Origin of the sequence: Streptomyces sp. NPDC127117 (assembly GCF_042677325.1) — a bacterium.
In the GTDB taxonomy this organism is placed as follows: Bacteria; Actinomycetota; Actinomycetes; order Streptomycetales; family Streptomycetaceae; genus Streptomyces.
The window spans coordinates 41,209-60,087 of sequence record NZ_JBHXTM010000031.1 but is presented as its reverse complement, the minus strand read 5'-3'; the positions used below and the strand labels follow the sequence as shown (position 1 = coordinate 60,087).

Sequence of the window (18,879 nt, the reverse complement as noted above, 5' to 3'; positions counted from 1 at the left end):
TACGCGATGGAGCAATACGCGCCGCTGCACGTCGATGCGCACTGCTGTGCGTCAACACGGGGCGGGGCTGCCCACCATGGCAGCCCCGCCCCACCTGCCTCTTCACGGATTTGCCGCGTTTTGACGTAACCGGGTCACTCCATCGTGCGTTTGCGGACCACCCGCCCGCGCAGCGAACGACCCATGGATGTGTTGTGCCCCGGTTCAGTGTCATCGTGCCCGCGTACCGGGTTCAGGCATATCTGCACGAGAGCCTGGACTCGGTGCTCACCCAGTCCTTCGAGGACTTCGAGATCATCGCGGTGGACGACTGCTCACCGGACGCCTGCGGCGCCCTCATCGACGAGTTCGCCGCCCGCGACCGCCGGGTGCGGGCCCTGCACCTGCCGGAGAACGTGGGCCTGGGCCGGGCCCGCAACGCCGGGATCGCGCAGGCCACCGGCGACTACCTGATCTTCCTGGACGGCGACGACACCCTGTCCCCCGGCGCCCTGCGGGCGATCGCCGACCGCATCGGGGCGACCGGGGAGCCCGACGTACTGGTCTACGACTACGCCCGTACGTACTGGACGGGCGAGAGCGTGCGCAACAGCCTGGCCGGGCTGCTCGCCGAGACCGGGCCGCCCTCCTTCACGCTCGCCGACCGGCCCGGTCTGCTGAAGGTGCTGATGGTCGTCTGGAACAAGGCGTACCGCCGCGCGTTCGTCCGGGCCGAGGGGTTCACCTTCCCGCCCGGCTACTACGAGGACACGCCCTGGACCTACCCGGTGCTGATGGCGGCCGGCTCGATCGCGGTCCTCGACCGGGTGTGCGTGGGCTACCGGCAGCGGCGCCGGGGCAACATCCTGTCCACCACCAGCAGCCGGCACTTCGACGTGTTCGAGCAGTACGACCGGGTCTTCGCGTTCCTCGACGCCCGCCCCGGACTCGCCCGCTGGCGACCGGTGATCTTCCGCCGGATGCTCGACCACTACTCCACGCTGTTCACCACCCGCGGCCGGCTGCCGCGCGGCGGACACGCCGAATTCCTGCGCCGGGCCCGCGACCACTGCGTCCGCCACCGGACCCCGGGCGCCCCCGCCCCGCTCCGCGCCCGGCTGCGCCACGGCCTGATCCGGCTGGGCGCGCACCGTACGTACCGCGCGCTGTGGAACGCCCAGGCGCTCTGCGGCCGGCTGCGCCGGATCGCCGCGGCGGGCCGCCGGGCGGTGCGGGCCGTGGCGCTCCAGGTCTACTACCGCGTCCAGTTGAGGCTGCCCGTCCAGCGGGACCGGGCGGTGTTCGCCGCGTACTGGCACCGCGGCTACGCCTGCAATCCGGCGGCGATCGAGGCGAAGGCCCGGGAGCTGGTCCCCGGACTGCGGACCGCCTGGATCTGCCGCCCCGAGGACGCCCACACCGTGCCGACCGCGACCCGCAGGATCGCCCCCGGGACGTACGGCTACTGGCGGGCGCTGGCCCGCTCCCGATATCTGGTGAACAACGTCAACTTCGACCGGCGGCTGGTCAAGCGGCGCGGCCAGGTGCTGCTCCAGACCCACCACGGCACCCCGCTCAAGACCATGGGCCTCGATCTCCGGGACCGCCCGGCGGCGGCCCGGGGCATGGACTTCGGCGGGCTCCTCGCCAACGTCGACAAGTGGGACTTCTCCCTCTCCTCGAACCGGCACTCCACCCTCGTGTGGGAGCGGGCCTACCCCTCGGCCTCCGAGAACTGCGAGACGCTGGAGTACGGGTACCCGCGCAACGATGTCTACCAGCGGGCCACCGCCGCCGACGTGGCGCGGCTGCGCGAGGTGATCGGCGTCCCGGAGGGCCGGGTGGCCCTGCTGTACGCGCCCACCCACCGCGACTACCGCCGCGACCGGTGCCCCGGTCTCGATCTGGCACGCGTGCTGCGGGTCCTGGGTCCGGGCTACGTGATCCTGGCCCGCGCCCACTACTCGTACCCGGCCCCGGCCGAACGCGAGCCGCACCCGCAGGTCATCGACGTGAGCGGTCATCCCTCCGTCGAATCGCTGGCGCTCGCCTCGGACGCGCTGATCACGGACTACTCCTCGCTGATGTTCGACTACGCCAATCTGGACCGGCCCGTCGTCATCCACTGCGGCGACCGCGAGGCGTACGAGGCAACCCGCGGCACCTACTTCGATCTGCGCTCCTGCCCGCCCGGCGCGATCGCGCACAGCGAGGAGGAGCTGCTCGACATCTTCGCGACCGGCCACTGGCGCGGCGTCCGCTCCGCCCAGCTGCGGGCCGCGTTCCGGGCGCGTTTCTGCCCGTACGACGACGGGCACGCGGCGGAGCGGGTGGTGCGCCGGGTCTTCCTCGGCGACACCGCCGTGCAGCCGCCCGCGATCCCGCCTGACCGGCGGTTCCCGGTGCCGGCGGCGGGGAATCCGCCGCGCTTCCCGGTCCCCGCGCCGGCCGCCGGACGGGCCTGAGGGGACCGCCCGGCTCCGGCGCCGTCAGCGTTGCTGGCCCGCCATCACCGTGACGAGGCCGATGACCACGAGCAGCGAGCCGCCCCAGGTCCACATCGAGGTCCGCTCGTGCAGCACGGTCGCCCCGGCCAGCACGATCAGCAGATACCCGAGGGCGTTGAACGGATAGGCGATGGACAGCGGCACCTTGGCCAGGGTCGCCATCCAGGCCAGGGCCGACACCGCGAAGACCACCAGGCCCAGCACGACCCAGGGACTGGTCGCGGCGCGGATCGCGACGGATCCGCCGCCGTGTCCCGCGGCGGCGGCCGCGCCCTTCATCCCGTGCTTGAGCATGATCTGACCGCCCGCCGAGGAGAACACGGCGAACAGCAGCAGCATCAGACTGGGGAGGGTCAAGACCTTGCTCCTGACTGCGGCGCCCGGGGACTGCGACTCCGGGGCGGGGGCGGGACGGGGAACGGCGGCCTCAGACGCCGACCCGGTCGGCATGGACGTACTGTCGGTTGAGGATGTCCTGTACATCGACGTGCTCTCCAGCGATGATCGTCTCGGCCGCATGCGGGGTGAGCAGTGCGACGTGCTGATAGCCGAACAGCGTCGGCCGGATCCGGGTGAGCAGCTTCGACACTCCGCCCAGGACCGCGGGGAGCGGTCCACCGCCGAGCAGCGCCCAGAACGGGGCCCCGGTCGACGCGATGCCGAGGACGTCGTAGCCCGCGTCCCGGACCGTGCGGCGCAGGCTGGCCCGGGTGAAGAAGCGCAGATGCGTTTCGTCGAGGATGCCGCGCCGGTCGTAGCCGAAGACCCCGAGCGCGACCCGCAGCCGTGAGTACCAGTGGCTGAAGTTCGGCACGGAGAGCAGCACATGACCGCCGGGCCGCAGCACCTCGGCGACCTCGGCGAGCACCCGCTCGGGGCGGGAGAGGTGCTCGATGACGTCGCCGGCGACCACGTAGTCGTAGTCGACCCCGATCTCGACCGGCAGCCCCTCCTCCAGGTTGGCGAGGTGGAAGCGGGTGCACTTCTCGCGTACGCCGGGGACCTCGACGTAGTCCACGCCGGTGACCTCGTGGCCGAGGGCTTCGAGGCGCTGGGCGAACAGTCCGCCGGAGCAGCCGAGGTCGAGGACCCGGCCGGGCGGGAGGCTGCGCATCTTCTCCAGGATGACGGAGTGCGAGGAGCCGTCGCCCTCCTTGAACGCGTACTCGACGGGCTTGGGGATCCAGCCGCAGGTGCCGAATCCCTTGACGGCGAGCCGGTATTCGAGGACGTCCTTGACGACGTCCTTCGCGTACTTCATGCCGTTGACGTAGCAGATCTCGTCGCCGTAGTAGGTGGGGACGGGGATCTCCTTGATCCGCATCCCCTCGTTGAGCAGCTGGACGATGATCTGGGTGTCGAAGTCGAACGCGTCGGTGTTCCGGTGGATCGGCAGCTTCTTGAGCGCCGCGACGCTGTAGGCGCGGTATCCGGAGTGGAATTCGGTGAGCTGCGATCCGAGGAGGGCGTTCTCCACACGGGTGAGAATGCGGTTGCCGAGCCATTTGTACATCGGCATGCCGCCCTTGAGCGCGGATCCGGATTTCATCATCCGTGACCCGAAGACGGCGTCGCATTCGCCGCGTTCGATCGGTGCGACCATGTCGGGCAGGAATTCCGGGGCGTACTGTCCGTCGCCGTGCAGGAGCACGATGATATCGAGTCCGTGCTCGGCGGCCAGCGCGTATCCGGCCTTCTGGTTTCCGCCGTATCCGAGGTTCTTGGTGTGCCGCATCACCACGGTCCGCGGCATTCCTTCCGTCTGCGACCAGCGGCAGCCCGCGGTGAAGGTCGCGTCATGGCTCGCGTCGTCGAGAATGAGGATTTCGGCGACCTTGGACCGGAAGTCCTCCGGAATGCGGTCGAGGGTCCTCTCCAGCGTCGTCTCGGCGTTGTACGCGACCACCAGGATGCCGATCCTGGGGCTCGGGCTTTCCTTCACGGGGCGTTCTCCAGTTGCGCTCGGTGCTCGGTGCTTGGTGTCTGGCGCTTACGGGGAGGTTCAGTTGACGGCGCAGTCGGTGCGCTGCTCGGCGCAGGGCGCCGCGAACGGGGCCGGCCCGGCGGGGGGCCGGGCGGGCGGCTCCGGCCGGGCGGCGAGGATCTTGCGGACTCCGCTGACCAGGCCCGCGGCGAGAACCACCCAGCCCAGCTCGGCGAGCAGCAGCACCGTTTCGCTCCAGTGCACGGCGGAGCGCCCCCGGTAGCCGAGGACCGCCGTCAGGCCGAGCAGGCAGCTGTACGCGGCGCCCTCCCAGAACCCGACGACGAACAGTCCGGCGGCGGCCCAGGTGAGGTACTGGAGCGCGGAGGCGGTGGAGAGCAGCAGCAGGAGGCTCATCGTGACGGCGACGACGACCGGCAGTTGCGCGGGCCGCAGCCGGGCGAGCCAGACCCCGGCCGCCGCGCAGGCCAGCACGAAGAGGAAGTGGCCGTCGCCCTCGATGAAGGTGATGAAGGACTCCGGCAGGCCGAACAGGTCGGCGAACCGGACGAGCCCCCAGAGGCGGTGGCCGCCGCCCGCGTACTCCAGGACGTTCTCCTTGAGGTTCTGCGGAACGGTCAGCAGGACCGGCCCCCAGACGAGGGCGACCAGGGCCGCGAACCCGGCGAAGAAGCGGACGAGCGCCGGCCGGCCCGCCCGGAGCGCGACCAGGAACAGCGCCGGGATCACCACCACGGGGATGAACTTGACGCTGATCGAGAGCGCGGCGGCCACCCCGGCGGCCAGCGGCGCCTTGCGGTCCACGAGGAGGTGGGCGGCGACCAGGGCGAAGGTGATGGCGACCGCGTCGGTGTTGCCGTGGTACCCGGAGGTGGCGATCAGTACAGGGCTGGCGGCCACGCCCACGCCGCAGGCGACGGCAGCGCCGAGCGAACCGCGGCGGCGCACGATCTCGAAGACGACGATCGCGCAGAAGAAGTCGGCGATCGAGGCGGGTGATCTGATCAACGTGCCGAAGGGGACGCCGAGTTCGGAGAGTTCATTCAGTCCGAGAAGCATCCAGCCGGCCAGTGGCGGATGGTTGTAGACGGGAAGTCCCGGCAGTGGCTGTTCGTAAATCCGAATGGGCCCGTAACGCACGATCGCCTTTGCGAAACCGTGAAAGATTCGCACATCGGCCGGGCCCGGCATATTCGCCGCGATCAGCATTCGGGTGATAAGACCCGCGGCGGCGGCGACGATCACCACCGCCCTTGCGCGTGACACGTTCCAGGTTTCGCATCGCATTCGGATACCCATGAAAACAGAACGTAGCAACCCGAGGACGCCGAGCGACGCACCGATGGCCACACTTAGATGGACCATTACTTGAATATGTCGCACATTCGCGCAAACATTCGCACCCCTGAATCACTCGAACGGTTCAGGGGGTACGCGGCGGCGGAAGGGAATTGCCCGGCCGGGAGCGGCACGGCCGGGCGGTGCGGATTACAGCATTCGGTCGACCACGCCCGCTGCCGCGTGCCCGTCGTCCAGGTCGCAGAAGTCGCGGCGGAACGCCTCGTACGCCTGCGCGTGTCCCGCGGTGGCGCGCTCCGGATCGCGCAGCGCCTCCACGAGGCCGGTGGAACCGGGGACCAGCGGGCCGGGGGCGCGGGCCTCGAAGTCGAAGCAGAAGCCGCGCAGGGTGTCGCGGTAGTGCGCCAGGTCGTAGGTGTGGAAGAGCATCGGGCGGCCGGTCTGGGCGAAGTCGAACATCAGCGAGGAGTAGTCGGTGACCAGGGCGTCGCTGATCAGCATCAGCTCGCCGACGTCCCCGTAGCGCGAGACGTCCCGGAGGAAGCCGCTGCCGCTGTCCGGGAGGCGGTCGGTCACCAGGTGGTGGCGGCGCACCAGCAGCACGGTGTCGTCGCCGAGTTCGCGTTCCGCGGCGGCCAGGTCGAGCCGGAGGCCGAGGGCGTATCGGCCGCCGCCGCGCGGCTGGTCCTCCCGCCAGGTCGGCGCGTACAGCACGACCCGCTTGCCCTCGGGGACGGCGAGCCGTTCGCGTACCGCGGTGGCGACCTTGGCCCGGTCCGAGGCGTGGAGCAGGTCGTTGCGGGGGTAGCCGCACTCCAGGATCTCGCCCGGGTAGCCGAAGGAGCGTCTCAGCACGGGGGTGGAGAAGCTGTTCGGCGAGACCAGGAAGCTCCACTGGCGGGCGCGCCGCTCGATGGTGGCGAGGTAGGCCGCGTCGGCGTGGGCGGTGCCCGCCAGGTCGAGGCCGATCCGCTTGAGGGGGGTGCCGTGCCAGGTCTGGACGACGCACTGGCCCTCGCGCCGCTCGAACCACTCCGGCAGCTGGGTGTTGGTGACGACGTAGCGGCTGCGGGCCAGCGCCTCGTGCCAGGCGGCGGAGCCGTGCTCGACGGCCGTGGCACCGGCCGGGATGCGGGCCTGCTGGTCGCTCACCACCCACAGGTGCTCCAGCTCGGCGCCGCGCCGGACGACCTCCTCGTGGATGGCGCGCGGCGAGTCGGAATACTGCCGGCCGTCGAAGCTGCTGTACAGCACCGTGTCGCGCAGTGGTGCGGTGCGCCGGGCCCGGTAGCCCTCGCGCAGCCGCCGCTTGCCGCGCGGGCCGCGTTCCGCCGCGGGGAGCACCGGGGCGCTGTTGATCAGCAGCTGGTCGTGGAAGTGCCGTTCGAGGGTGTACGTCCGGCCGCCGAGGGTGCGGGCGGCGGGCAGGGTGCGGTGGGCGGCGGCCGGGATGCGCAGCGCGGCGTCGTCGGCCTCGTCCCGGGCGCCCCGCTCGCGGAGGAAGAGGTACCAGTCGCCCTGGTCGAGCGGCAGTTTCCCGCCTGGGCCCTCGACGGCGTCCGGCCGGAGCACGGCCCGGAACCGCCGGGCGCCCACGGCCCCGGAGAGGGTGAGCGGGAGGACCGCCTCCTCGCCGCGCTCGCTGTGTCCGGCCACCAGGTCGACGGGCCGTTCCGGGCGGTCGGGGAAAGTGCCCTCCAGGAGGAGCCGGCCGTCCTCGGTCCAGGTCGCCAGGTCGACGGCGGGCTGCACGGTGCGGTCGCTGATCAGCAGATTGCCGCGGGAGCTGGTGGTGAGGCCGAGTTCGCGCCGCTCGTCGCCGCTCCCGGCCAGCGGGTAGCGGCCGGGCAGTACCGGCCCCGGCACGTCGACCGGTGTGCGGCGGCCGTCCGGTCCGACGAGGTGCAGGCCGTACGACACCTGGGCGCGCCCCGCTCCCCCGGCCGGGCCCGGCCGGGCGTCGGTGAAGGCGCCGAGCGGGACGTCCGCGGTGAACCGCCGCCAGCCCGCCGCCGAGGGAACGGCCCCCTCGTGCACCGTCACCGGGCGGTCGAAGGTGGTGCCGGAGGGGCGGTGGGTGAGCGCGAGGCGCAGCGGCCCGTTGCCGAGCCGGTCGCGGATCATTCCGTCGATGACCACGGTGGCGGTGCCGTCGCCCGTGTCGCCCGCGCGGTGCGTCTCGAAGCGGGCGTCGATCCGTTCGGCGTGCAGCACCAGCCTGCCGTCCTCGAAGGCGGGCACGATCCGGTGGTCGCCGTCGGGGCGGTGCACGGGCGGCGGGGCGGCCACCTCGTCCGTCGAGACTTCGGAGCGGCGCAGCATGCCGTGTCCGGCGATGCCGATCTCCAGCCGCCAGGTGAGGCGTTCGGGGCTGCCGGCCGGGTCGATGCGGAGCCTGGCCGGGTCGATGACGGTCTCGAAGCCGGATCTGTCGTAGTCGTGCAGGCTCTGCCTGGAGCGGGCGGTGGCCTCGGGCTCGTCGACGGTGCGCAGCCGCAGCGGCACCACGTGCCGGCGTCCGGCCCGCAGCCAGCCGGCCCGGAACTCGGCGGCGCGCGATCCGGCGGGCAGGTTGCGGATGTACGCGTACCCCTTGAGGTGCAGTCTGCCGCCCCGCCAGTGGGCGTCCCGCAGCCGGGCGGTGAGCGGCAGGTCCCGCTCGCCCACGCGCAGCACCGAGCGCGGCACCGGCCGGGTGAGGGCCGGGTAGGAGGCGCTGCGGCGGCGCACTCCCCGTACCGTGAAGGCGCCCGGCTCGGCCTTGTCGAGGGCGAGCAGGTCCAGCAGTTCGCCGGTCCGGCGCTCGCGTACGAGGTGCCACATCAGGCGCAGCCGCAGCGGCAGCGCGTCGAGCACGGCCGGGTCGACCTGGTCGGTGAACTCGTTGGCGTACGTGACGAAGGCGCGCCGGTACTCCTCGTCGCCGTCGGGCAGCGCCTCCATGAAGTGACAGAGGTCGTCGGCGAGCACATGCGCCTCGTACTGCCGTTTGTCGGCGGCGTCGCGGTGCTCGTCGAGGAAGGCGCAGACGCCCAGCACGTGCGAGACCCGGTCCTGGACTCCGCGGACGACGGCGCGGCGGGTGGTGAGGGAGTCCGGCCGGTCGCGCCAGTGGTAGACGGGGTCCTTCAGCACGTCGACGGAGCGGGCCAGGAAGTGGGCGGGCAGCACGACCGGGATGTCCTCGTGGAGGGCGCCGACCGGGAAGGCGAAGGCGTGCTCGTCCCAGAAGGACCGGCGGAAGACCTTGTTGCAGGCGGTCCGGTCGGCGGCCAGGTCCCAGTCCCGTGAGATGTGGGTGCGCAGCCGGGTGGTCGCCATGGGCTTGCGGAAGTCGGGCGACTGCTGGAGCCGGCCGCCGGTCCGCAGCCGCAGCACGTTGCCGGAGGCGATGTCCGAGCCGGTCTCGTCCAGGGCGCCGACGAGGAGTTCGTACGCGCGCGGCGGGAGCACGTCGTCGCTGTCGGCGAAGGCGAGGTGGCGGGCGCCCGGATCGCAGTTGCGGACCCCGGTGTTGCGGGCGTGCCCGAGCCCGCCGTTCTCCTGGCTCACCAGCCGGAACCTGCCGTCCTGTTCGGCGAACGCGGCGGCCAGGGCCGCGCTGTCGTCGGTGGAGCCGTCGTCGACCATCACCACTTCCAGGTCGGCCATGGTCTGCTCCGCGAGGGACTTCAGGCAGTCCGTCAGATAGAGCTCCACGTTGTGGACGGGTACGACGACACTGAGCCGTGGCGGCATGTTGAGCACGTCCGTTCATCGGGGGCCTGGTTGTCCGTACGGCTCAACCCCGTGACGGGCCGGGGGTCACCGGTCGCGGTCTCTCCCGAACGGGTGAGATCGGACGCTCCCCGGTTGCCGGGCGGTCCGGCTCCGTCCCGCCCAGGAACAGGCGGCGCACCACGCGTTCGGCCGCGTGCCCGTCGTCGTACGGGCAGAAGCGCTCCCGGAACGCCGCCCGCAGTCCGGCCGTCCGTGCCGAGCGCCACTCGCCGGTGCGGAACAGGTCGAACAGCTCGTCCTCGGTGGTGGCGACGGCGCCCGGGGTTTCGCCGGGGCGTCCCGAGAGCAGGTCGAAGTAGGTGCCGCGCGAGGCCCGGTAGGCCTCCCAGTCCGGGACGTGGCTGATGATCGGGCGGTCCAGGCAGGCGTAGTCGAACATCAGGGACGAGTAGTCGGTGATCAGCGCGTCGGAGACCAGGCAGAGTTCCTCGACGGACGGGTACCCCGTCACGTCCACCACCCCGGCCCCGTCCTGCGGGGCGGAGCGGCCGTAGAAGTAGTGCGCGCGGACCAGCACCACGTACTGCGGGCCGAGTTCGCGGGCCAGGCGTTCCGGGTCGAGGTGCGGGACGTAGCCCTTGCGGTAGTCGCGGTGGGTGGGCGCGTACAGCAGGACGGTGCGGTCCGGGTCGAGAGAGAGTCCCCGCCGGATCGCGGCGGTCCGCTCGGGGGTCGCGGTGAAGAGGATGTCGTTGCGGGGATAGCCGAGGTTCAGGTGCTCGTACCCGGCGGGGTAGACCCGGTCCCAGATCTCGGTGGTGTGCGGGTTGGCGGAGAGGGAGAAGTCCCACTGGTCGGCGTGGGCGACGATCTTCTCGAAGCTGATGCCGCCGGTGAGGGCCGGGTAGCCGCACTGGTCCAGGCCCATGGTCTTCAGCGGGGTGCCGTGGTGGGTCTGGAGGTAGATCTGGCCGGGGCGTTTGGTGAAGCCGCCGGGGAAGCTGGAGTTGTTGATCAGGTAGGTGGCGGTGGCCATCATCCGCCAGTAGGCGAGGGATCCCTCGATGACGTACGGGGTGCCGGGCGGCAGCCGGTCGCGGTACCGGGAGGAGACGGCCCAGACGCCCTGGATGTGCGGGGCGAGTTCGAGGGCCTTGGCGTGGATCGCGGCCGGGTTGCAGGCGACCCCGCGGTTCCAGTAGGCGCCGTACACCGCGAGGTTCGGGTCCAGCGGCCGCAGCAGGTCGGCGCGGTAGGAGGCCCGGGTGAGGGCGGTCCTGAGCGCTCTTCGGACCCGGCGCAGGGCGGCCCGGCCGCGGGCGCGCCCGGCGTCGGCGGCCTCCCGGGCGCGGCGGGCGGGGTAGCTGCCGGGCAGACCGGCGGCGCGGTGGAAGGCGGCGCGGTCCCCGGGGGCGATCCGGCCGGGGTCGTCGAGCACGGCGAGCAGGTGGCGGGTGCGCGCCGCCCGGATCCGGGGGTCGTCGCCGGTCTCGGCGAGCAGCCGCCGGTAGGCGTCCAGGACCGCGAAGTGGTGGCGGCCCGGGGTGGTGGCGGGGGTGCCGGGGCGGCGGATCCGGTGGCGGACACAGATCCGGTCGAGGGTGTCGAGGGTGCCCGCGTCGGCGGCGACGAGGGTGGCCCGGTGGACGGGGAGCACGTCCTCGTAGGGGCCGTCGGTGAAGTGGAGTCCGTGCGCGGTCCAGAAGGTTCGGCGGAAGAGGCGCGGGACGTCGGTGGAGAAGCCGTCGGGGGCGGGCCCGGGGGCCGAGACGTCGCCCCACCGGTCGACGCGGTCGTGTCCGAGCAGGAGTACGTCCGGGTCACCGGTGGCCAGCCGGTCGGCGACCGCGTCCAGCGCGCCGGGCAGCAGCAGGCCGTCGCCGTCGAGGAAGAGCAGGTAGCGCCCGCGTGCGGCGGCCGCACCGGCGTTGCGGGCCGGGCCGGCGCCGAGGTGCTCGGGGAGGGTGATCACCCTGACCCGGGGGTCGCGCCGGGCGAGCTCGGCGGCGATCGCCGCGCTGCCGTCCCGGGATCCGTCGTCCACGACGAGGAGTTCCGGCTCGCCGGGAATCTGGCCGAGCACGGACTCGATGGCGGCCCGGAGATACCCCTGAACGCGGTGGGCGGGCACGACAACACTGAGAAGCATGGCAGCCGAGCGTAATCGGGCCGTCACCGCGCGCCGAATCGCTTGTTCACCCGTTCGGGGCAGTGCCGGTGACCCGGGGCGTCCGCCCCGGTTGACCGGTCATGAAGCCGCGCCTCAGTGTCGTCGTCCCGGTCCACAACGTCGAGGACTACCTGGAGGACTGCCTGCGCTCGGTGGCCGGACAGTCGGTCGGCGACATCGAGGTGGTCCTCGTGGACGACGGTTCGACGGACGGAAGTACGGCCATCGCCGAGTCCTTCGCCGCCTTCGACCGCCGCTTCCGCTACGTTCGCCGCCCCAACGGCGGGCTGAGCGCGGCCCGCAACACCGGCGTGCGGCACACCAGGCCGGACGTGCCGTATCTGGCGTTCGTCGACAGCGACGACGTCGTCGCGTACGACGGCTACGCGCGGATGCTGGCCTCCCTGGAGTCGACCGGCTCCGACCTCGCGACCGGCAATGTGTGGCGGCTGACCGAGCAGGGGCGCCAGCAGGCCTGGCAGTACCGCTGGCTGACCGGCAGCCGGGCCCGCACCCACATCGGCCGCGACCCCCGGCTGCTCGCCGACCGGGTCGCCTGGAACAAGGTGTTCCGGCGCTCCTTCTGGGACCGGCACGCCTTCGCCTTCCCGGAGGGGAAGCTCTACGAGGACACCCCTGTGATGATCCCGGCGCACTACCTGGCCGGCTCGGTGGACGTGCTGCACGAACACGTCTACTACTGGCGGGTCCGGGAGGGTTCGATCACCCGACGGCGTACGGACGTCAAGGGCGTACGGGACCGGATCTCGGCGTGCGAGCAGGTCAGCGCGTTCCTGGCGGGCCGGGGCGGGGTGGCGAACGGCGGTGCGCGGCGCCGCTACGACCTGTCGTGCCTGCGCGACGACTTCGTGTACTTCCTGGAGGGGCTCCCCATGGGCGGCCCCGAGTACCGGGAGGCGTTCATGACGGACGCGGGGGCGTTCCTGGACCGGATGGAGCGGTTGGACGGGGCGGACCGGGCCGTGCCCCATGAGTTCCCGGTGGCGCTGCGGATCAAGTGGCAGCTGGTGAAGGAGCACCGGCTCCCGGAGCTGCTGGAGGTGCTGGCCTTCGAACGGGCCAACGGCGCCGGGACGTTCACGGTCGGCGGGGTGCCGGGGCGGCGGCTGGCCGGTTTCCCCGGCATCCCGGACACCGCCCGCCTCGCCCGTAATGATCTCCCGGCCGTGGCAAGGCTGTTGGACGCGCGCTGGGACGACGAAGGCAAGCTGCGGCTGCGCGGATACGCGTACATCCGCAATCTGCCGGCCGCGACGCCCCGCCACTCGCTGCGGGTGGGCATGGTGCGGGCGACCCAGGGTCAGGTGCTGCGCACGGTGCCGGTGCGCAGCGTGCTCGCGCCCGAGGCGACCGTCGACTCCGGCCAGCAGCTGCACCGTTACGACCACTCCGGTTTCGAGATGACCCTCGACCCGCGCCGGCTGCGGCCCGGCGGCTGGATGGTGGGGATGATGGTGGCCGCCCAGGGCACGGTCCGCCGGGTGGCGGTGCGCGCCGTGGAGACGGGGGCCGCCCAGCCGCTCGTCCATGATCTGGGCGACGGACGGCGCGCGGTGCTCGACTACCCGGGCGGGCGGCTCCGGCTGACCCTGGCTCAGCTGCCCGCCCGTTGCGAGTCCCACCGCTTCGGCAGGAGCCTGGAGCTGACCGGCCGGCTGTACGGGGGCGCCCGGCCGAAGGCCCTGGTGCTGACCTGCGACGGGGTGACGGACCAGGAGTTCGGCCACCCCGTCGAATGCCGGCCGGACGGCCGCTTCACGGTGCGGATCCCGCTCGCCGACCTCGCCCTGATGGCGGCCGTGCCACCGGCACCGCACCGGGCGCCGCGCGAGGTCGAGCCGGAGCCCGGCGGCCGGTGGCGGGCGCGGCTGGTGCTGGCCGACGGGACGCGGGTGCCGCTCGCGGTGGCCCCGGAGTCGGCGCCGCCGGTCGTGGCCGACGCGGCGGGCGAGCTGGTGCTGGACCTGAGCGGGCAGCCGTTCGTGGACGGGGCGGTGTGGACGCCGGACGGGGCGCTGCGGGTGGAGGGGGTGACCGGGGCCGGTACGGGTGTACGGCAGGACGAGGGCCCGGACCGCCTGCTGCTGCGGCACGAGACGCTGCGCGAGACGGTGTCGGTGCCCGTCACCCATGACGTGCGGCGCGCCGGGTTGCCGGAGGGGGCGGACGGGAAGGCGCGCGAGGGGGCTTACGGGGGGCGCCGGTTCACCGCGTTCCTCGCGCCCTCAGTGGCCGCCGGGCTGTACGAGGGACGCTGGGAGGCGTATCTGGGCGGCCGTCCGGTCAGGGTGCCGGCCGGGCTCGCCGCCCGGCTGCCGCTGCGCCGGAGCGGCCCGGTCGCCGCGGCCCCCGTGCCCGGCCGGGAGTTCGCCCTGGACCGCAGATCCGGCGACCGGCTGACCCTGCGGGCCGGGCCGGTGCCGCCGCTCGCCGAGCGCGGCGCGTTCCGCCGGGCCGAGCTGCGGGGCAGGCACTATCCGTCCCGCCGCGCGATGCCGCTGCGGGACACGGTCCTCTACACGGGCGGCGACTCACCGCGCGCCGTGCACGCCGAACTCCTGCGCCGGGGCGTGGAGTCGGAGCACCTCTGGGTCACCGACGGCGTCCACGGTCACGTACCGCCCACCGCCGTCCCGGTCATCGAGCACAGCGCCGCCTGGTACGAGGCGCTGGCGAGGTCCCGGCGTATCGTCACTGCCGACCAGTTGCCCGAGTGGTTCGAGCGGCGGCCCGGCCAGACCGTCGTGCAGACCTGGCACGGCACTCCGCTCGGCCGCTTCGGCGCGGATCTGGCCGGCACCCTGTACGCCGACCACCAGGAGCTCGACACGCTGCCGCACCGGTCGGCCCAGTGGTCCGTCCTGGTCTCCCCGAGCCGTCACACCACCCCGCTGCTGCGCCGCGCGCTGGACTACCGGGGGGAGGTCCTGGAGGCGGGCTCCCCCGCCAACGATCTGCTCTTCTCGCCCGACCGCGCCAAGACCGCGGAGCGGGTACGGCGCAGGCTCGGCATCCCGGACGGCCGCCGGGTCGTGCTGTACGCGCCGACCTACCGCGATCAACTGGCCCACCCCTGCGGCGCCGGCGGCGAGCGGCCCCGCTACCGCTGGGACGCGGCGCTCGACCCGGTCGCGCTGGCCCGGTCCATCGGATCGGCCCACACGGTACTGGTGCGCCGCCATCCGAGGGTGACCGGCAGCGTGCCCGAGCGGGCCGGTGTGCTCGACGTGTCGGCGCACCCGGACACCGCGGAGCTGCTGCTGATCGCCGATGTGCTGGTCACGGACTACACGGGCCTGGTGTTCGACTTCGCGCACACCGGCCGCCCGATGCTCTTCCACACCTACGACCTGGCGCACTACCGGGACACGGTGCGCGGTTTCTGTCTGGACTTCGAGAACCGGGCGCCGGGCCCGCTGCTCGCCGGGGCGGACCAGGTCTCCGCGCTCCTTCGCGACGCCGGTTCGCTGGCCGAGTCGGCGGCCCGGCACGCGGACGCGTACGAGAGCTTCCGCCGGGACTTCTGCGACCTGGACGACGGCGGGGCGGCGGCCCGGGTCGCGGACCGGCTGCTGGCGGCCGAGGGGTAGAGCCCCTGCCCGTCAGCTCTTGAGGGCGGCGACCGCGGCGGCCGCCAGGTCGTCGAGATAGCCCTTGGGCAGCGGGCCGCGCACCACGGCGAGCCGCCAGTAGAGCGGGCCGACGATCAGGTCCAGGGCCCGGTCCGGGTCGCTGTCCCCGGGCAGTTCGCCCCGGGCCACGGCGTCCCGTACGACCATGGCGGCGATGCCCTGCTGCGGGTCCAGCAGGGCAGCCTTGATCGTTTCGGAGATCTCCGGATTGCGGGCCGCCTCGACCAGCAGGTCCGGGATGACCTGCGAGGCGACGGGGTGGCGCAGGGCGTACGAGGCGAGTTCGAGCACCGCCCGGACGTCCCCGTACAGCGAACCGGTGGCCGGTGCCGGCATGCCCTGGGCCGCGACGGCCGAGACCAGGTCGAGGACCAGGGCCAGCTTGGACTTCCAGCGGCGGTAGACGGCCGTCTTGCCGACGCCCGCGCGCCGCGCGATCCCCTCCATCGACATCCGTGCGAAGCCCACCGCGGCCAGCTCCTCGAAGACGGCGCTGCGAATCGCATCGGTGACGTCCTCGCGCAGCACGGCGGCTCCGGCGGGGACACGGCGGCGGGTTCCCGGGTCGGTGGTCATGGCCGAATCATAGTCCGTGACGACGGAACGGTTGCGTTGCGACGTGAATGCGTCCTACCCTCGGCGTTGCGACGATACGGTCCCGTTCCGTCGATCGCGGGTGCCTTTCCGCCTTCCCTTCCTGTCCTCCTCCTTTCCTGTCCTCCCGTCGAAAGCGATCGTGGTGAGCCAGACAGCAACCCCAGCGGCCCCGGCCGACACCTCCGGCGGCGCGGCGCCCTTCCCGGTGTACGCACCGGGCGAGCTCGCCGCGCTCGCCGCCCGGCACGGACTCACGATGAGCGGCGCCCGGCCCTCACTGGCGGCGTACATCCGGCAGCTGTGGGGGCGGCGGCACTTCATCACGGCGTTCGCCACCGCCAAGCTGACCGCCCAGTACAGCCAGGCGAAGCTCGGCCAGATCTGGCAGATCATGACGCCGCTGCTGAACGCGACGGTCTACTACTTCATCTTCGGCGTCCTGATGAACACCAAGCGCAACGTCGAGGACTTCGTGCCCTTCCTCGTCACCGGCGTCTTCATCTGGACCTTCACCAGCAGCTCGATCACCGCGGGCACCCGGGCGATCAGCGGCAATCTGGGGCTGGTGCGGGCGCTGCACTTCCCGCGCGCCTCGCTGCCGATCGCCCTGGCCCTGCAACAGCTCCAGCAGCTGCTGTTCTCGCTGGGCGCGCTGGTGCTCATCCTGGTGGGGTTCGGGCAGTTCCCGAAGCCGTCCTGGCTGCTCGCCGTTCCGGCGCTGCTCCTCCAGGCCGTGTTCAACACCGGTGTCTCCATGGTGGTGGCGCGGCTGGCCGCCCGGACGCCGGACATCGCCCAGCTGATGCCGTTCATCCTGCGGACCTGGATGTACGCGTCCGGGGTCATGTGGAGCGTGGACACGATGCTCAAGGGCGACCGTGTCCCGCACTTCGTGATGGTGATGCTGGAGTGCAATCCGGCCGCAGTCTTCATCGATCTGATGCGGTTCGCGCTCATCGACAGCTTCGGCGCGTCCCACCTCCCGCCGCATGTCTGGGCGATCGCCGCGGGCTGGGCGCTCGTGTGCGGCGTGGGCGGATTCGTGTACTTCTGGCAGGCGGAGGAGCGGTACGGCCGTGGCTGACATCAACGAGCAGGTTCCGACCGTCGTCGTGGACGACGTCCACATCACGTACAAGGTCAACGGCGCCCGTACCGGAAAGGGCAGCGCCACCTCGGCGCTCAGCCGGATCGTCTCGCGCCGGCAGGCCCCCGGGGTGCGCGAGGTGCACGCCGTGAAGGGGGTGAGCTTCGCCGCGTACAAGGGTGAGGCCATCGGCCTGATCGGCTCCAACGGCTCGGGGAAGTCGACCCTGCTCAAGGCCATCGCCGGTCTGCTGCCCGCGACGAAGGGCCGGGTGCACACCCAGGGCCAGCCCTCGCTGCTCGGGGTGAACGCCGCGCTGATGAGCGATCTGACCGGTGAGCGCAACGTGGTGCTCGGCGGCCTCGCGATGGGCATGACCCGCACCCAGATCCGCGAGCGCTACCGGAGCATCGTCGACTTCTCCGGCATCAACGAGAAGGGCGACTTCATCACCCTGCCGATGCGTACGTACTCCTCCGGCATGGGCGCCCGGCTGCGTTTCTCCATCGCGGCGGCCAAGAGCCATGACGTCCTCCTGATCGACGAGGCGCTGTCCACCGGCGACGCCAGGTTCCAGCGGCGCAGCAAGGAACGGATCATCGAGCTGCGCAAGGAGGCCGGCACGGTCTTCCTGGTCAGCCACAGCAACAAGTCGATCACCGAGACCTGCGACCGGGCGATCTGGCTGGAGGCGGGAACGCTGCGGATGGACGGTCCGGCGGACGAGGTCGTGGCGGCGTACGAGAAGTTCACCTCCGGCAAGAAGTAGCCGGGGCGGCGGGAAGCGGGGCGTGCCGGCGGGGGGCGATAAACTCCCCTGCCGCACAACGGGGTTGCGTCGTAGAGGTTGCTTCAGGCCCCGGATCCGCTCAGGGGGGACACATGCAGGACGGCGTGCCGGGACCGCTGCGGGCGGATGATCCGCGCGAGATCTCCGGCTATGTGCTGCGGGGCCGGGTGGGCGCGGGCGGGATGGGCACCGTCTACCTCTCGCACACCCGCGGCGGCCACCCCGTCGCCCTGAAGGTGATCCGCCGGGAGTACGCGCGAAGCGCGGAGTTCCGGGTGCGGTTCGCCCGCGAGGTGGCCGCCGCCCGCCGGGTCTCCGGGTACCACCTGGTGCCCGTCGTCGACCACGACACCGAGGGTCCGCAGCCCTGGCTCGCCACCCACTACGTCCCCGGCCTGCCGCTGGACACCGTCATCGGCACGCACGGTCCGCTGCCCACGGCCGCGGTGCTCCGGCTGTCCGGCTGCCTGGCCGGTGCGCTGGACGCCGTCCACGGTGCCGGGGTCATCCACCGGGACATCAAGCCCGGCAATCTGCTGCTCGCCGCGAGCGGCCCCTGGCTGCTGGACTTCGGGATCGCGCGGGCGGCCGACACCCGGACCCTCACCACGGCGGGGCGGCTGATCGGCAGCCCGAAGTACATGTCGCCGGAGCACGCGCTGGGCAGGCCGCTGACGCCCGCGTCCGATGTGTTCGCGCTCGGGCTGCTGGCCGCCGAGGCCGCCGCCGGGGAGCACCCGTACGGCCGGGGTCACGGCCTCGCGGTGGCCGCCCGCATCGCGGACACCGACCGCGAGCCCCCACGGCTGGACCACCACCCGGAGCCGCTGCGCGGGCTGCTCCGGCGCTGTCTGGCGGCCCGCCCCGAGGAGCGCCCCGCCGCCCGCGAGGTCGCGGAGACCTGCCGGCGGGCGCTCGGCGCGGACGGCGACCTGGGCCTGCGGGTCTTCACCGGCTGGCTGCCGGACCCGGTGGCCTCGGCCGTGGCCCGGATCGAGACGGCGACCCGGCCCCGCCCGTCCTCGTACACCCCCACCTATGTGCCGACCGTGCGTGACCCGATGGCCGCCGAATGGAATCGCCGGGTCCGCCGAACTCCGTTGCAGGATCGCTGATTGACGACTCGGAACTT

The 18,879-nt window shown here is 72.5% G+C and carries 11 protein-coding genes; 5 read left to right on the top strand and 6 right to left on the bottom strand.

From position 1 onward, the window contains the following. Positions 1-194 precede the first annotated feature (194 nt). Positions 195-2,444: a CDP-glycerol glycerophosphotransferase family protein gene (locus ACFVH0_RS25550; RefSeq protein WP_385823724.1), complete on the top strand. Its 2,250-nt coding sequence runs from the start codon at positions 195-197 to the stop codon at positions 2,442-2,444. 24 nt (positions 2,445-2,468) lie between these two features. Here ACFVH0_RS25550 and ACFVH0_RS25545 read toward each other — a convergent pair whose 3' ends face one another. The 5 genes from ACFVH0_RS25545 to ACFVH0_RS25525 all read right to left on the bottom strand — a co-directional run bounded on the left by ACFVH0_RS25545 (position 2,469) and on the right by ACFVH0_RS25525 (position 11,599). After that, complete coding sequence (locus tag ACFVH0_RS25545) at positions 2,469-2,843, bottom strand: hypothetical protein (protein ID WP_241196904.1); 375 nt, start codon at positions 2,841-2,843, stop codon at positions 2,469-2,471. A gap of 70 nt (positions 2,844-2,913) precedes the next feature. Continuing rightward, complete coding sequence (locus ACFVH0_RS25540; RefSeq protein ID WP_385823722.1) at positions 2,914-4,428, bottom strand: methyltransferase domain-containing protein; 1,515 nt, start codon at positions 4,426-4,428, stop codon at positions 2,914-2,916. Between the two features lie 60 nt (positions 4,429-4,488). Then, on the bottom strand, positions 4,489-5,490 hold the full coding sequence (locus tag ACFVH0_RS25535; RefSeq protein WP_385823720.1) for a hypothetical protein: 1,002 nt from the start codon (positions 5,488-5,490) through the stop codon (positions 4,489-4,491). A gap of 429 nt (positions 5,491-5,919) precedes the next feature. Further along, the gene (locus tag ACFVH0_RS25530; protein WP_385823718.1) at positions 5,920-9,468 is read right to left on the bottom strand and encodes a CDP-glycerol glycerophosphotransferase family protein; all 3,549 of its coding nucleotides are present in this window, start codon (positions 9,466-9,468) and stop codon (positions 5,920-5,922) included. 43 nt (positions 9,469-9,511) lie between these two features. Then, the gene (locus ACFVH0_RS25525; RefSeq protein ID WP_385823716.1) at positions 9,512-11,599 is read right to left on the bottom strand and encodes a CDP-glycerol glycerophosphotransferase family protein; all 2,088 of its coding nucleotides are present in this window, start codon (positions 11,597-11,599) and stop codon (positions 9,512-9,514) included. A gap of 101 nt (positions 11,600-11,700) precedes the next feature. Between ACFVH0_RS25525 and ACFVH0_RS25520 the strand changes: the two genes are divergently transcribed. Further along, the gene (locus ACFVH0_RS25520) at positions 11,701-15,231 is read left to right on the top strand and encodes a CDP-glycerol glycerophosphotransferase family protein (protein WP_385823714.1); all 3,531 of its coding nucleotides are present in this window, start codon (positions 11,701-11,703) and stop codon (positions 15,229-15,231) included. A gap of 12 nt (positions 15,232-15,243) precedes the next feature. Here the strand turns inward: ACFVH0_RS25520 and ACFVH0_RS25515 are convergent, their stop codons facing one another. Next, the gene (locus ACFVH0_RS25515; protein WP_385823712.1) at positions 15,244-15,849 is read right to left on the bottom strand and encodes a TetR/AcrR family transcriptional regulator; all 606 of its coding nucleotides are present in this window, start codon (positions 15,847-15,849) and stop codon (positions 15,244-15,246) included. Positions 15,850-16,009: 160 nt separating this feature from the next. On the opposite strand from ACFVH0_RS25515, the gene ACFVH0_RS25510 reads away from it, so the two are divergent. The 3 genes from ACFVH0_RS25510 (at position 16,010) to ACFVH0_RS25500 (ending at position 18,862) form a co-directional block, all read left to right on the top strand. Beyond that, the gene (locus tag ACFVH0_RS25510; protein WP_385823710.1) at positions 16,010-16,954 is read left to right on the top strand and encodes an ABC transporter permease; all 945 of its coding nucleotides are present in this window, start codon (positions 16,010-16,012) and stop codon (positions 16,952-16,954) included. After that, positions 16,947-17,726, top strand: a complete 780-nt coding sequence (locus ACFVH0_RS25505; protein WP_385823708.1) for an ABC transporter ATP-binding protein — start codon at positions 16,947-16,949, stop codon at positions 17,724-17,726. The genes ACFVH0_RS25510 and ACFVH0_RS25505 overlap by 8 nt, the downstream gene beginning before the upstream one ends. A gap of 113 nt (positions 17,727-17,839) precedes the next feature. Beyond that, positions 17,840-18,862 carry a serine/threonine-protein kinase gene (locus ACFVH0_RS25500; RefSeq protein WP_385823706.1) on the top strand — a complete coding sequence of 341 codons (1,023 nt, stop codon included), beginning with the start codon at positions 17,840-17,842 and terminating at the stop codon, positions 18,860-18,862. The last annotated feature ends 17 nt before the right edge of the window (positions 18,863-18,879 follow it).

Coding starts and splice junctions, on each gene's coding strand:
- ACFVH0_RS25525 (WP_385823716.1), bottom strand. CDS start 11,599: ATGCTTCTCAGTGTTGTCGTGCCCGCCCACCGCGTTCAGGGGTATCTC.
- ACFVH0_RS25500 (WP_385823706.1), top strand. CDS start 17,840: ATGCAGGACGGCGTGCCGGGACCGCTGCGGGCGGATGATCCGCGCGAG.
- ACFVH0_RS25530 (WP_385823718.1), bottom strand. CDS start 9,468: ATGCCGCCACGGCTCAGTGTCGTCGTACCCGTCCACAACGTGGAGCTC.
- ACFVH0_RS25520 (WP_385823714.1), top strand. CDS start 11,701: ATGAAGCCGCGCCTCAGTGTCGTCGTCCCGGTCCACAACGTCGAGGAC.
- ACFVH0_RS25515 (WP_385823712.1), bottom strand. CDS start 15,849: ATGACCACCGACCCGGGAACCCGCCGCCGTGTCCCCGCCGGAGCCGCC.
- ACFVH0_RS25535 (WP_385823720.1), bottom strand. CDS start 5,490: ATGCTTCTCGGACTGAATGAACTCTCCGAACTCGGCGTCCCCTTCGGC.